At 34.0% G+C, this 15082-nt stretch carries 11 protein-coding genes; 6 read left to right on the top strand and 5 right to left on the bottom strand.

Translation table 11 applies throughout. The annotated features are described in order from the left end of the window. The first annotated feature begins 65 nt into the window (after positions 1-65). On the top strand, positions 66-2198 hold the full coding sequence (locus tag M3183_RS10780) for an HYR domain-containing protein (RefSeq protein WP_251469357.1): 2133 nt from the start codon (positions 66-68) through the stop codon (positions 2196-2198). Between the two features lie 1744 nt (positions 2199-3942). Here the strand turns inward: M3183_RS10780 and M3183_RS10775 are convergent. From M3183_RS10775 to M3183_RS10760, 4 genes are all read right to left on the bottom strand, one after another. Beyond that, positions 3943-4773, bottom strand: a complete 831-nt coding sequence (locus M3183_RS10775) for a glycosyltransferase family 2 protein (protein WP_251469354.1) — start codon at positions 4771-4773, stop codon at positions 3943-3945. 49 nt (positions 4774-4822) lie between these two features. Then, on the bottom strand, positions 4823-5704 hold the full coding sequence (locus tag M3183_RS10770; protein WP_251469351.1) for a glycosyltransferase family 2 protein: 882 nt from the start codon (positions 5702-5704) through the stop codon (positions 4823-4825). Between the two features lie 77 nt (positions 5705-5781). Continuing rightward, positions 5782-8529 carry a hypothetical protein gene (locus M3183_RS10765; RefSeq protein WP_251469348.1) on the bottom strand — a complete coding sequence of 916 codons (2748 nt, stop codon included), beginning with the start codon at positions 8527-8529 and terminating at the stop codon, positions 5782-5784. Positions 8530-8824: 295 nt separating this feature from the next. Continuing rightward, complete coding sequence (locus M3183_RS10760) at positions 8825-9253, bottom strand: M67 family metallopeptidase (protein ID WP_251469345.1); 429 nt, start codon at positions 9251-9253, stop codon at positions 8825-8827. Positions 9254-9556: 303 nt separating this feature from the next. Between M3183_RS10760 and M3183_RS10755 the strand changes: the two genes are divergently transcribed. Continuing rightward, positions 9557-10813 (top strand): hypothetical protein, encoded by a 1257-nt coding sequence (locus tag M3183_RS10755; protein ID WP_251469343.1) that lies wholly within the window; start codon positions 9557-9559, stop codon positions 10811-10813. Positions 10814-10885: 72 nt separating this feature from the next. Here M3183_RS10755 and M3183_RS10750 read toward each other — a convergent pair whose 3' ends face one another. Next, positions 10886-12019: a BMQ_0737 family morphogenetic spore coat protein gene (locus M3183_RS10750; protein WP_251469339.1), complete on the bottom strand. Its 1134-nt coding sequence runs from the start codon at positions 12017-12019 to the stop codon at positions 10886-10888. A gap of 213 nt (positions 12020-12232) precedes the next feature. Between M3183_RS10750 and M3183_RS10745 the strand changes: the two genes are divergently transcribed. The 4 genes from M3183_RS10745 to M3183_RS10730 all read left to right on the top strand — a co-directional run bounded on the left by M3183_RS10745 (position 12233) and on the right by M3183_RS10730 (position 14824). Continuing rightward, on the top strand, positions 12233-12571 hold the full coding sequence (locus M3183_RS10745; protein ID WP_251469336.1) for a DUF1360 domain-containing protein: 339 nt from the start codon (positions 12233-12235) through the stop codon (positions 12569-12571). Between the two features lie 99 nt (positions 12572-12670). Next, positions 12671-13375, top strand: coding sequence for a hypothetical protein (locus M3183_RS10740; RefSeq protein ID WP_251469333.1), 705 nt, complete (start codon positions 12671-12673; stop codon positions 13373-13375). Between the two features lie 23 nt (positions 13376-13398). Then, complete coding sequence (locus tag M3183_RS10735) at positions 13399-14247, top strand: glycosyltransferase family 2 protein (protein WP_251469613.1); 849 nt, start codon at positions 13399-13401, stop codon at positions 14245-14247. Between the two features lie 13 nt (positions 14248-14260). Next, a complete protein-coding gene (locus M3183_RS10730; RefSeq protein WP_251469331.1) occupies positions 14261-14824 on the top strand; it encodes a glycosyltransferase family A protein in 564 nt (187 codons plus the stop codon). Positions 14825-15082 lie beyond the last annotated feature (258 nt).

The raw sequence follows: 15082 nt of genomic DNA, 5'->3' as shown, positions 1-15082 counted from the left end.
ATCACTTAAGTTATTTTTATCCATAATATAGTATTGGTTATGGCTTTGAAAAAGGGGGGGATTATTTGCCTTCAGATGTTTTTGTGCCAAGTCAATATTCTACCATTCAAGATGGTATCAATGCTGTAGATCCTGGTGGTACAGTTCATGTAGCACCAGGGATATATCCAACCATCTCCACTATCCTCGTTAATAAACCAGTCACTATTCTTGGTCCGCAAGCGAATGTAGATCCTCGGCCGAATTGTTTTACAACTCGTTCTCCAGGAGATCTGACAACAGAGGCTATAGTTGATGGGGCTTTTACAACATCTGTCATCTTTAGAATTGCAGCCAATGATGTGACAATAAACGGTTTAGAAGTAAGAAGAGGAACTGGAGATTTAATTGATTCTTTGGCTTCGGCGCCGATAAAATTTCGAACGAAAGTTCTGTATAATATTATTCATGATTCGAGTGGGGACGAGGGGATTCAACTACGGAATGTAACAAATGGAATTATTAGTTTTAATCACGTTTACAACACAGCTGGGGATGGCATTAATTTTTGCTGTGGTACTACGGCTAGTACAATTAGCTTTAATGAAGTTCATGCTATTAATTCTCCAGATGCGGCCATTTATGTATACAATTCCACCAATATGACAATTGAAAGGAATCTTGTTTATGATGTTAAAGTAAATGATGGTATCAAGCTAGGTGACAGTGGCGGAACAGATGTAAGCTCGACAGGAGGAATCATCCTTAATAATATTGTTCATGATGTTAATCAAGATGGAATTACACTTTATACAAGTAATACCACAATACAAGGAAATGAAATATACAGAAGCAGAAGTGACAACGGTGCTCTTTTCCTTGACTTTAATATTAGGAATATTAATATAACAAACAATTGCATTCATAATAATGGAGTTATAGGTGATGGCAGAACAACTTATGGCATTCATATTGGAAAAGGGCGTAATCTCCCAACCGGTGTTACTGTTAACTTTAACAATATCTTCAACAACCCTGATGGGGAGCTATTTTACAATTCGAACTCTACTCCAGCTTTAAACGCTGTAGACAACTGGTGGGGAAGCTCCTCCGGCCCACCGCCGGGTTCAATTGTCGGGAATATAGACTATATTCCGTTTTTAGAGGAGGCACTCCCAGTTTGTAATCCTTACATTATTTGCCCCGGGGACTTTACCGTGAACAATGACACTGGCCAATGTTCAGCTACAGTGACTTTTACGGTTACTGCAGGAAGTAATGACTGCGGCATTACGGAAATTACATGTAATCCAGGAGGAACCCGGACATTTTCACCTCCCGAACAATCAGTTTCAATCACTGAGACACAACCTTTTTCTGTTGGATCTACACTGGTGACATGCACAGCTACAAACTCAAGTGGAGATACAACTCAATGTTCCTTTACGGTTACGGTAATTGACACAGAGCCACCAACCATCCAATGTCCTGATAATGTTATAGTAACAGTAGAACCTGGTGAAACTGGCACTATCGTTAATTATCCTAATCCTACGGTTTCAGACAACTGTCAAGATGCTACATTTTTATGTACACCCTCCTCTGGGTCCTTCTTTCCTGTTGGTACAACAAAGGTTACTTGTTCAGCTACCGATGCTGCTAGGAATACTGTAACGTGTTCCTTTGAAGTAAACGTTAGGCAAATGGAAAGGCTCCAACTCGAGTGTATTTCTGTAGAAAAAGTCTTTGACTGGGTGGTAGTTACAAACCATCAAAAGAATTGGTTACAGTTACCTAAAGAAGGGGTACATTTAATTAATAAATGCCTCCAGGAAAATAAGGAGATAACGGTATTATGTAAGGAAAAGGAAAATGCACGTCAATGTTTTATTGTAGGAGAAAGGCAACTGCCTGTATCAAATGTTCGACAATTGACAATTTCCTCCTTTTCTTATTTAGAGACGACTTTGTTGTGTAAGGAGGAAAAGATTTATCAGTTTGAAATACCAATCCATTTTATACAAGATATTGTGGCTTGTCATCCGAAAGGAACGAACGCATTTTGTCGTATCGTCGACGTGTCATGTTCCACACCGAAAATAGTAGAAGGAACAGTGCTATATGACGTTGTAGTTTGTTTAGAGTTAGAAGTGGTGGGTAATGTTAAATTGGTATTATATGGGGAAAGCTGCAATCCGCGAAGGAATTATCTTATGTAAAGAGAAAACAAAATAGTTAATGTGCCAGAAGATGATCCGAAAATAGTTATTAAAACTTAGTAGGATGCTAAGACTCAAGTCCTTTAGAAAAGAGTGTGATTATGAAGATGATGCCTAACGACTCTGAATTTACACATCATCTCCACGTTGGAAAACCTCTCATATTATAAATATTCTTTATTATAAATTTAAATATACCAGATAACTCCACGGACCATAGTAATATAGCAATTAGGGCTATATCTAGAAAAATGTTTGTATTACCCACTTTAAGGAAGACATTTTTTGATTAAGTCAAATAAATAAGCATTTAAACCTTCCGTGGTTAGTAAAAACTATTACTTGATGGAAGTAGTGGGGCGAATAACTATAATGAAGGCAATGGAGATTAAATGGGCAGAGAGAACTTTTGTTCATAAAGTAAAGCTGTAATATTTGCTGTATAAACTCTTTACTAAATTTACAATTTTAAAAACCAAATCAATTTATCTTCTAATTAAGGCCTTGCAAATTACTATATCAGAATAATACTGACTTCCTCTGGAGTTAAAACGCTGGAAATAGAAGTAATGACGGTATGAGACAGCAAACTAACTAGATATTTAAAAGGAGAATAGCACAGCTGTCCCAAAATAAGTTCTTAAAATTGTCACTAAACCATGATTTTGCAAAATAAAATAAACTAATTGCTTTGATGATTATCTTTGCAGGATTGAAAGGACGGCAAATTATATTTAATTTTGAAGTCGCCTTATATTGTTGCTTTATCAGAGTTAAATTAATAAACGAAATACTTTAATAACAACTAATTCTCTGTTTTTTTACAATCTAATATTATTTTTAATGCCTCAATGAGACCAGGAAGTTTTTCATAATTCGATTGATCATTGTTTTTTAAGATGTCATTAATTCTGTTTTGAATTCTTATTTCTACTTCTTTAATTGTAAACTGATCAAAAAACTCCATATTTCACCTCAATGTTTTATATTAGTATATGTTCTAAACAGAAGGTTTGTTTATATTTTTAGTAATTTAATATAGAGGAAAAGGCGACTTATGAAGCATTGTTAGGTACGGAATTTGAGATAGAAATATATACAGGCCTTGGAATTTCGAAGAGTATTCCGAAATATGTTTGGAAAGTTAGGGAAAACGGTACAGGATTGGAATGAAGATTTCAAAAAAATCATTGAAAATATAAAGGAGTGTAAAAATTCTTGAGTAGTAAGGGGGGCTACGATTGAAGTGATTTTACCTCTTGCTTCAAAAGTGGGTGTTTTCAAAATGAAGGAAAACTAGAGACTGGCTTGTCTAAAAATTATAAGCCGTTTAGTATTAATAGGTGTCAGAGATTTAGAGTAAAGTGCGGCTATGCCCAAAATCAATCTTTTGTAAGGAGGACAATGTAAAATTTATTAAAATTGTACAAAGTTAATAAAGATGACAAGGTTTTGAAAATGGTAATACGAACTAAAATAATATTGATGAACAACCAGAGAGGTATAGGATTTAGGTTCTCCACGGTCACATGTATTCCTGAATACGACGAAAATCGTATTAACCGTTTGAGTAAATGGAATCGTGAGCTCGGATTGTTTAGGTTTTTACAGTAGAATTAGGGATAAACCCGAATCCGATCAACTATTGAAAATAGGACGAAACTAAATTTATTTATACAACAGAATGGTAATGGCGAAGGGGCAGAATTTTTCTATGAATATCTGTAATTACAAAGGAAATCCTTCAGCAAGGAATGTAATGAAATTCCTTTCTGAAGGGTTTTTCACGTTCTACAGCTTCATTAATTTCACTTAAATTAGTGATATTCCACTTTTGCTTAAATTTTTCCTCACTTTCCAATATTGCCTTCCTTTGCATGCTTCGATTAATCTTAAAACTGCTGCTGCCATAATGGTGAATATAAACGTCGTTTGCAACCCATAATTTTTTTCCGCTTATCCGTGCTCTGATACTAAAATCTGTATCTTCAAAGTACCCGGGAAAAAAACGTTCATCTAATCCTCCAATATTATCAACGAGCTCTTTTTTAAAAGCCATACAAAGGCCGCTTAAATAGTCAGCTTCATACCCTTGTCTAAAATGGTTTTTAGTCCATTTGGCTGCAAATAAGGGCATTTCCTTTATGCTTTTATAAGGAACTGGATTTATTGCTTGCTGGGGAACAATATAATTGGAACGAGGTCCAACAATTCCAATGGTTTCGTCTTGATTAATCCACTTTAATAATCGAGTTAGCCACCCTCTTGTAACAACAGTGTCATTGTTTAAAAAAACGATATTTTCTCCATTTGCAGCTTTTAGGCCTTGATTACAGCCCCCTGAAAATCCTTTGTTTATTCTATTCGAAATCACAGTTGTCTTAGGAAGAGTGCGCAAATATTGGACAGTTCCGTCAGTAGAAGCATTGTCGATTATAATTAATTCAAAATTTTCACTTGTACATTTAAAAATACTAGCAATACATTCCTTCGTAAAAGATAGACAATTTCGAGTAAGAATAATAATAGAGGTCGCGGGTTTCAATTTATTCTCTTTGTTTTGATTAAATATCATTTATTCTCCTTTCCTAAAATAGGCCTATTTTAAAGTGAAGGGTTTGCCCTTAAAAAGGGATATTGAATTTTTTAAAATACCAATTGTCATCATATTTTCGTTTTTGAAAGTAAACCTTCCTTTGCCTCGTTACCCCATCTTTAAGTACCTGGGCTTCAATTTGTTCTCTTTGTTTTTCATTGAAAATCAATTCTTTACATTTTCTGATACGAGTTGTATTGAAATGGGAATAGGCCATTCTTAGAAAATTATAATTTACATCATCGAAGGTGACTTTATAAGGATGGGATTGTCTAAATAAATGAATAACCCTGACTTTAGGCTGGACATGACAACGATAACCAAAAAGCCATAATTTAATGGAAAGCTCTACATCTTCATACCCCCAAGTTTTAAATCCAGTTTCAAAACCGCCGACATCCTCAAAAACGGCTTTAGAAATAGCAAAGCATCCTCCAGGTAAGATAGCTGTTTCGAATAGATTCAAACGTTTTGGATTCCATTTTGTGCGAAGAGTTGCAGTTAAGGTTTGACCATAGCCAATAGCTTTAGGGTCATCCTTTGCAGCAATTGCAGCACATACCGCATCAGTCTTTCCAGAAAAGAGAGGTTCTAATAAATTATCAACCCACCAATCTTCAAACTCTAAATGTGCATCGCAAAATATAAGAAAGTCTGCTGTGGCCGTTTTGGCTCCAAGGTTCCTAGCATTCGCTGCACCGATTCCGTTTGTGTGGACCAGTTTCACAATATCTTCTTTATTATACGATGATAAAAAGTCACAGCAACCGTCAACAGAGTTGTCATTAACAACAATAACCTCTATCGGGTAATTTGTTTTAATAGAAAATAATGAATTAAGTGTAAGTTTGACATTGTTACCTTCATTCTTTACAGGGAAAATAATGGAAACCTGTGGGCTATTAGTCATTTGATCCTCCTTATGAGAAATTCCCCATCAAATTAATTATTTCTGTTTTAACTACTATTGTACCGACTCAGGTTGTTTTATTTGTTGCTGCGAAAGTTCTTGAATGGATCAATGCAGGTCGATATATCCTTATCTCTATATAAAGGGTTTTTTTGTAGAAATGCATTTAATGAATCGTTTTTAGATTGTTGATTTTTTTTATTATCTAATTGGTTATAAATACTAGATAATTCGTTGTAATTAGAGCTTGGCTGGGCCTGGTTCCAAGTATTTATATTGGAATTATTAACTGAAAGATTAAAGGACTGGGGATTTTGTTGAATGATATGGTTTATCTTGTTATGAGCCGTATTTTGTGTTACATAGTTCCTCATTTGTGTTACAGGCTTTTTTGAGTTTTGTATTAAACTATCCTTCATTTGGTTAACAGGCTTCTTTGTGATTTGTGATGAACTATCCTTTTTTTGAGTTCCATATCCTTTTGTATTTTGTATTTGGGAGTTTGTCAATTTTGCTTCTTCTTGTAACTTAGCTTCTCCTTTAGCCTTTTGTTCATTTACCTTTTTATTTTCTTCAATATAATTAGAAATAGTGTGCTTTAAATTAGCCATTTCTTTTTGAAGTGTTTCTGCTTTATCCTTCAAAAAGTTAATGGATTCATTTAAACTACCTAAATCTTTCTGATAATCCACTTCCTTAAACTGTAGTTCTTTTATAGTTTGCCTCAGACTATTAATTTCGTTTTTAAGACCTTGTTCTTGATCTTTTAAGGAGTTAACTAATTGGGTTAACTCGGTAATCTTTTGTTGATCACTTTGTTCATTGGAGCGAAGCTCATCAATTTTGTTTACAAGCATTTTTTCCTTTTCGTTCAAGGAATCAATTAATTGGGTCAAGTTGATGATTTTTTCTTGGTCAACCTTTTCATTGGATCGCAGCTCGTTAATTGTTAGGTTTAAGTTATTAATTTCGTTAATAAGGTTTTCCTGGTTTTCTTCTTTATCTTTCAGGGAATTGACTAATTGAGTTAAATCCGCAATTTGCTGATGATCTAGTATACTATCTGAACGAAGATTATTAATGGTTTGTTTTAGGTTGCCTATTTCGTTTTGGAGAGAGTTTTCTTTTTCCTTCAAGGAATCAACTAATTGGGTTAAGTCCATAATTTTTTGTTTATCCTGTTTTTCGTTGGAATGCAGCTCATTGATGGTTTGCTCTAAATTGTTTATTTTGTTTACAAAGGAGTTTTCATTTTCCTTCAAGGAATCAACTAATTGGATTAAGTCCGCAATTTGCTGATGATCCTTTTTTTCATTGGAACGAAACTCATTAATGGTTTGTTTTAGGTTGCTTATTTCGTTTAGGAGAGAGTTTTCTTTATCTTTCAAGGAATCAACTAATTGAGTTAAGTCTATAATTTTTTGTTTATCCTGTTTTTCGTTGGAATGCAGCTCATTAATGGTTTGCTTTAAATTGTTTATTTTGTTTACAAAGGAGTTTTCATTTTCCTTCAAGGAATCAACTAATTGGGTTAAGTCCATAATTTTTTGTTTATCCTGGTTTTCGTTAGAATGCAGCTCATTAATGGTTTGCTTTAAATTGTTTATTTCGTTTACAAAGGAGTTTTCATTTTCCTTCAAGGAATCAACTAACTGGATTAAGTCCGCAATTTTCTGATGATCCTTTTTTTCATTGGAACGAAACTCATTAATGGTTTGTTTTAGGTTACTTACTTCTTTAAGGAGAGAGTCTTCTTTACCTTTCAAGGAATCAACTAATTGGGTTAAGTCCATAATCTTTTGTTTATCCTGTTTTTCATTGGAATGAAGCTCATTAATAGTTTGCTTTAAATTGTTTATTTCATTTGTAAAGGTTTTCTCTTTTTTATTCAAGGAATCAGCCAATTCGTTAATCTTCTGCTGATCCTGTTTTTCTTTAGAATGATGCTTTTTAATGATTAGTTTTAAATTGCTTATATCCTTTAAAAAGGTTTTCTCTTGTTCCTTCAAGGAATCGACTAAATTTGTTAATTCAACAATTCTTTGATGTTCCAGCTTTTCTTTTGATTTAATAACCGCATTGTTTTTTTTCAGTTGGTTAATTTCGTTCTTCACCTGTTCTTCTTTTTCCTTCAAGGAATTAATAATTTGATATAAGTCATTTAATTCCTCTTCATAAAGCTCTTCTTTTTGTAAATAATCGTTAATCATTTTATTCTGATTTTCAACTGTTATGTTAAAATCGTCGTTTTTTTCCTTTAAACTTTTTACGGTCTGTTCAGAAGAATGCAATTCACTTCTTAACTTTTCAATATCTCTTTTTGTTTGTTCAAGGGACTTAACCATATCTTTTTTCATTGTTTCATAATAAGTTTTTAGCGTCTTTTCAGCCTCTATATGTTTATTATTTTGTGTTTTTAATTCAACGTTTTCTTTTTGCATTACTTCTAGGCGTTCTGATAGCTGTTTATAAACTTTAATACTATTTTGATTTTTTAATTCATAATTGTTTTTTGATTGCTGCATTTGGTCCTTATAAGATGATATTTCATATTCAAGGTCCTTTATTCGATTATATAAAGACTGATTTTCTTCCTCCTTTTTTTGTAAAATATATTCAAGGTCTTTTAATTTCCTTTTAATTTCCCTTTTTTTTATTTTTTTGTCGTCTTCCTCAAATTCCTGTAATCTGTCTTTATAAAGGGAAAGTTCGGATTTTAAGTGAATTACTAATTGCTGTAGTTGAATATCAGTAAGTTTATTATAATTTTCTCTCGAGTTTTTATTGAATTCGCTACTTATATTTTTCTTTTTTGGCTTTGACAATGTTGACACACCCCTCCATTTTCCTTTTCATAATCCTTCACCAATCAAAATGATTGTAATGTTTGTCTCTTTTTTATTTACGGCCTATCCTCCTTATTGCACATATCATATATATATGCAATATATATAGGAAAGTACATAAGTAAATGTAAAACTATTTTTTTGTAGTCATAAATTTAAGAACTTAAACGTATAAATTATCATGTTGAGTATCTGAAAAAAATACAATGTAAATGGTAAAGTTTAGATTTCCTTTCCCAAGAAAATAAATATCTCGCACATTGATGCGAGATATTTATATATTATATTCTTTGATTTTTTCAACCTTTAAAGGAATTACTCGGGTCCCTCTTAAATAAAAGCAGCTCACATCCGGTTGAGTGGAAGAGCGCGCGAATGAAATAATTATATGAGCTATTTCAGGATAATTGTTATAGGTTATATCTTCTGGGGAAGGGTAGGCCCTATCTGTAGGGTGTGAATGATAAATACCTACCAGTTTTTCATTTTGCTTATTTATAAGATCAAAAACTTCTTCAATTTGTTTAAGATCCATGGAGTATGAATTTGGGCTATAACTGATGTTTTCCATTGGCCAAATGGAAGTTGCTATACCATTTTTCCCCGATAGAAGTCCGCATCCTTCAAAGGGTAGTTCATTTTGGCAATGAGTAATCATTTCTTTAAGAATTGCTTTCGTTATAAAAAAAGGAGCATTTGTCACTCCAATTTTAATATCACCTTCCGCAGCATCCTTTTTTTGGCGCTTGAACCTGTAAAATTGAGGAGGATTTTTTTGACTGTGCTGGTTTGGGGGAGGGGAGTCCTAGTTTAGCCCTTAATTTTCGACGCAGCTTCTCAGAATCCATTTTATTTCATCCCTTCTTTTTTAAATTACAATAATAAATTATGCAAGTTGGTCATTTATGGAAACGGAAATAAATCAAATTAACAGCCTAATTTAAAGAATAGCAACTTAAGACTAATAAGGAGGGTTAAATGATGATGAAAAAAGGAGGAAATGTCTTTGTTAGAAGTTCAGATTGAATTTGCAAATAAAGAGTTTGGAACGCTGCCATATGAGTCCATTCCCGCTATTTTTTTATTTTTAAAGGAAAATGGTATAAGATTTAACTGGGATGAAGAAAATCGGAAAATTTACTTACTGCCTGGACTTAAAGGTAAAGCAATTGAAATAATGGAAGAAATATTGGAACCACCTCATATTTTTGAGAAAGCAACCAAAGATGTGATTGATGGTGTTCAAATTTTTCTAAGAAGTTGTGGGGCTACTGTTTATAGGGACGTAGAATCACAGGCAATAGGTAAAACGGATTTACGTATCGTCATTGAGATGAAAGAAGATCCGGTTATCAATCGACCGAAGCTGGAGGTTTTTCATGATTTGAAAATGCTTAATCATAATTGTTCCAGCCTTTTAAAGGAGGAATGTAAAACTGCTGAAATTGAATTCAGTTCACATGTTAATCCTACCGAGACAGATCCTTATATGAAATTCATTATGAAAGTGCCTAGATTAAACCATTCATTTTCGTCCAAAAAGGTAACTGAAAAATTCCAAATGATCATTTCAATGGGGATACTTTCACGACTTCAAGCAAATTATCCATTATTTTTATTGTCTTGTCTTCCATTCCACAAATTTTCCTTGTTCAATACCCAAAAAAGCAGTATTGAAAAGAGGGATGATGACAATAAATTAGAAAAAAATGAATCAGTTATTCCTCAAACCACCGTTCTTCAAAATCCAACAACTGCTAAAGGATATTTATCTAGTTTAAATAAGAAAAGTAACAAAAAAAATTTTGATACTGAAGTGTTTTTTGATTATCAAGTTATTTTCGATGGGAGCAGAACAGAAAAAATATTACTTTATGGCAACCTTTTTATTAAGAATACAGGAGAATCAGTTTTACGAAATCCCATCATTTGTTTTCGAACGACTCCAAAGGGAAACATAAATTTTTCAGGTCAACTTGTTCCTCCAAATGTGGCTGAAACACTTGGAGTTTTGAATAGTGAAAAAGGGTGGAAGTTTATGTACGAAGATTGGTTTCAACAGGTTGAGGAAAAGGGTGAAATCTGGGTATGCCCAATAAAACCGTTGGAAATACTCCCCGGTCAAATAGAATCTTTTCAAAACTTTCGTATTAACCTTGTTAAAGAGGAGAATCAACAAAATCTAAAGGTGGAAGGTTTTGTTTTCTTTCAAGAGCAAGGTCTGGAATATAAGGCAAATAATAGTATTTCTCTTTCCTTTTAGATTACGGTTAAAAAACCGGAAGAAGTTTTGACTTCCTCCGGTTTTTTATGGTCTCGTTATTGGTGGGACAATCTAGAATCGACCGCATGGCCCTACTTCTGTTATAACTCCAGGAGTAGTAGCTGGGGAGAGGGTAACAGTAACTACATCTAATCCACCCAAAATAGTAAGTGTTGCAGTTGTTGCAGTTATTGTTAAAGTAAAATCAGCGTTTTCTGGGACACCACCATCAATTGTCAGAATCCCTGTACCAGTTACCATTAGTGTGCCGGCTGGGCATGTTGGCTGGTTGAATTGAAGCGCTCTGAAAGTAAAGCTGCGATCAATTTCATTCCCAGGTGCAGGTGTTGCAGTACCTGTTGCTTCTTCAATAAATCTCACCACAAGGCTGCTATTAGAGCGGTCGCACTGATCACAAACGAGGGCTGCAAAATCTAGTTGACCAGGAACAATTCCGCCACCGGAACCATCTTGAGTTACTGAAACTCCCGTTGCTGTAAATCCGGTAAAGTCAGCAGCACCTTGGCATAGGCAGTTTGCTTCAGGGAAGAAGCTAGGACATTGCTCAGGGAAAGTAATTGGCGGGCACACTACTTCTTCCTCAGGAATAGGTACTATTGGACGCGGCCCACAGAATTTTGCTTCCACTTCAAGCTTTACATCCGCTTCTACTTGAATGTCCTTACACATTACTACATCAATGACAACCATATTACCAAGCATTTGATTTAAAACGACTGTGCATGAAACGTCAAAAATGTTACAGTTGATAACCGTTCCGTCAGGGTAGCAGAGGATAACATCATCCATAAAACTTACAGGAACAACAAAATCGCAGCCTGGCAGAGGAGTGCCATTACACAAGAATTGAATCCGTATATTAACTAAAAATGATAGTGTAACAATTTTCGCACCTGTAACCCCTGGGATATTGGCAGGTCTAGCTCCGACGACATCGCAAGTCCGGGTGTCTGGTACTTCTTCGCAGGTAGCTGTTACAGTATTTCCCGCAAGACGGCAGGCTTCGATTTCTGCAAAGCATGCCTCAGGAATTGGAACCTTATTCCGATCACGATTCGTTAGGACAACCCAGTCATAAACTTTTGTTACACGAATACATTCAGGTCTAATTGGGTTAGGATGCAGTGGCGGGGCAGAAGGTGAAACTTGTTTTCCCCGAATAGGTCTAATATTCTTTTCGTTCATTTAAATCTCCCTTTCAAAGTAGTCTTAACTTTGCATTAATATAATATGGAAAAATAAACTAAGTGTAACTCCTTATGGAAAAATAGGCTCCAAAAATTAGATTTAGAATAGTAAAAACATAATTTCTAGAAGGAAATGCTGTAACATGGGCAAGAAAATAAACATATAATGACCCCGATTATGTATCTTGAATCTGTTGGGGAGTGGAGTTTAATGTTTCATGTAACTTGGATAGACTTGATAATAATTATATTAGCCTCATTCCGTTTTACCCATTTAATTGTATTTGATGACATCACATCAATTATTAGGAAGCCTTTTGTAACGACTTCAAATGAAAAAGACGCTTTGGGTGAACTTGTACAAAATATTGAAATAAGAGGAACGGGTATCCGCCATTTTATTGGTTCTATATTAAGTTGCTACTGGTGCTGCGGTTTATGGTGTTCTATTGTTGTTGTTCTAATTTATTTTTATTTTCCAGTAACCTTTCCTATTTTCTTAATTTTAGCGGTGGCCGGGGCAGCTGCCGTTATTGAATCAAAAATATAGGTATTAGAAAATAAGGAATATATAGGAAAATATAAATGATTAACCTGGATTGGAATAAAATCTACTTTTATCCATTTATGGAGAAGGGGAGATCATTCTATGGCAGATCGTGTTACCTTTGAAACTAAGTGTTATGAAAAGGATTGGGAATATTTATTAAAGACAAACAGATTAAAAAGAATGATTGAGCAAAATAACCATGATTTTAATGAAAAAAAACTTTTTATAAATAATGTTAGTAATATAAAAGAAGTGTGCGCCCATGCTGAAAAGTTTGTAGAATCAGGGATTCTAACATCATATGTTGTGGTAGATGAATTTGCAGATGAAGCCCTAAAATTTTTTAATATTGACAGAAAGGGTTTTAAGGGAGGGTATTATTATTCAATTTCCGAATTAGTAGCGATTTATTTATGTTCAACGGAGTATTTACTTCACTTTTCCAGTGATTCCATTTTAGAAACTTCCTTTGACTGGGTAAATCATGCTATTTCACGAATGGAGTGTGATCATAATATTAAAGTAGCTAATCCGGTATGGAATAAAAAATATGCTGAGGCAAAAAATGAGTCGCTGTACGAGGAAGAAAGATTTTTTATAGGATTTGGTTTTTCTGATCAATGTTATTTAATTAGAACAACAGATTTCAGAGACCGTATATATAATGAGAGAAATCCAGCTTCAGAGAGATATCCAGCTTATGGTGGTGAACTATTTGAAAAGAGAGTTGACGCTTGGATGAGAAACCATAATTATTACAGAATCACGTATAAACATGGTAGTTACATTCATAAAAATTTTTAAAAATATGAGGAGGCATCTTGTTTGTGGGAGTTAAGGGGAAAGTAGATTTTATTTCGATTATTATTGTAACTAGGAATGCGAAATCCATAACCAAACAATGTGTCGATAGTATTTTCAAACATACCGATTTAAATTTTGAAATTCTATTTATAGATAATGGTTCATCTGATGGAACATTAGAGTTTTTAAAAGGTGTACCGAAATCAATTGTTATTCAAAATAAGGAAAATAGCGGATTTGCAAAAGCGTGTAATCAAGGAATAGCAAACGCTAAAGGAAATTATATTGTTTTACTTAATAATGATACGGTAGTGACTAAAGGATGGTTATCAGGATTGCTATACTGGTTGAAGATTGATGAAGGAATTGGAATTGTAGGTCCACGATCCACAAATGTAGGGGGAAATCAGAATGTTGGAAGTGTTAACTATAAAAGTATGACAGAAATGGAGGAGTTCGCAGCAAACTTTTCCAGAGTAAATTATCATACCGGGGCAATGGAAGGAACATTAAGCGGCTTCTGTATGATGTTTCATAAAAATCTGACCTATCAAATAGGGGGATTAGATGAAAGGTTTTTTCCTGGAACATTTGAAGATGACGACTTCTGTATTAGAACCCAAATATTTGGAAAGAAACTTTGGAGAGCTAATGATGTGTTTATTCATCACGTAGGGCATCAAACTTTTAATAAAAATGAAGAAAACTACAACCAAATTTTTAGTGAAAATCAAATGAAATTTAATGCAAAATGGAACCCTTCAAAATTTAAGAATAGAACAGAATTAATACAGTTTGAACAGCCTTTTAACTGTTCAAGACATTATTTTCCTATTAATAGAATGAAATATAAAATAACTAGGGATAAGTAGGAGTGGTGAGATAATGGTGCTTTTATCGATTTTGATTCCTTCTGTGCCAGAGAGATTTAGATATCTTCAAAGAGTATATACTAATTTAGTAAATCAAACTAATGGAAAACCTGTGGAGATTTTAGTAATGCTGGAAAATAAAAAAAGAACAACAGGTGCCAAAAGAAATGCTTTAATTGAGCAGGCCCAGGGGGAATATGTAGTTTTTGTGGATGATGATGATGAATTGGAACATGATTATATAAGCGAAATTTACTCATGTATTCAACGTAACCCCGGGGTTGATTGTATTGTTTTTGATGTTGCGGTATACAGTAATAATGTGTTTAACAGAATTTGTAAGTATGGAAAGGAATATAGTCATAGTCATGACACACAGTTTTTCTACCGTAAACCAAACCACCTCATGTGTTTTTCAAAGAAACTTGCTTTACAACATAAATTTAAAGATATCAGCTTAGGCGAGGATACAGATTGGGCAAATGAGATTGCCCCATTCATTAAATCACAGATAAGAATAAATAAAGTTCTTTATAAATACAAGTATGTTAAAAAGCCTAGAAGCTGGTACGCCTAAAGACCATTAAGGATCTATCTGTTCTCCTGATGCAATATTGCCTCCATATCATTTTTCCTCCCTCTATAAATGTTGATTTATCAACGGTTTGACCCGTTGGTGGGGTGTCAAAAAAATATTTTTCGACACGATTTCTAACAATATTTTTATATTATGTGAAACTATTCCATCACATGGGTACGCTACGCGGTCACTACTGGTTAAAGATGGTAAGTAGTGATAGGGAATTATACGATGCACAATGGATCTCTGCGTAGC

The sequence above is a fragment of the Neobacillus mesonae genome, assembly GCF_023715155.1.
Classification (GTDB): domain Bacteria; phylum Bacillota; class Bacilli; order Bacillales; family Cytobacillaceae; genus Neobacillus; species Neobacillus mesonae_A.
The sequence above is the reverse complement of the archived record's forward strand: the minus strand, read 5'-3'. Positions and strand labels throughout refer to the sequence as shown.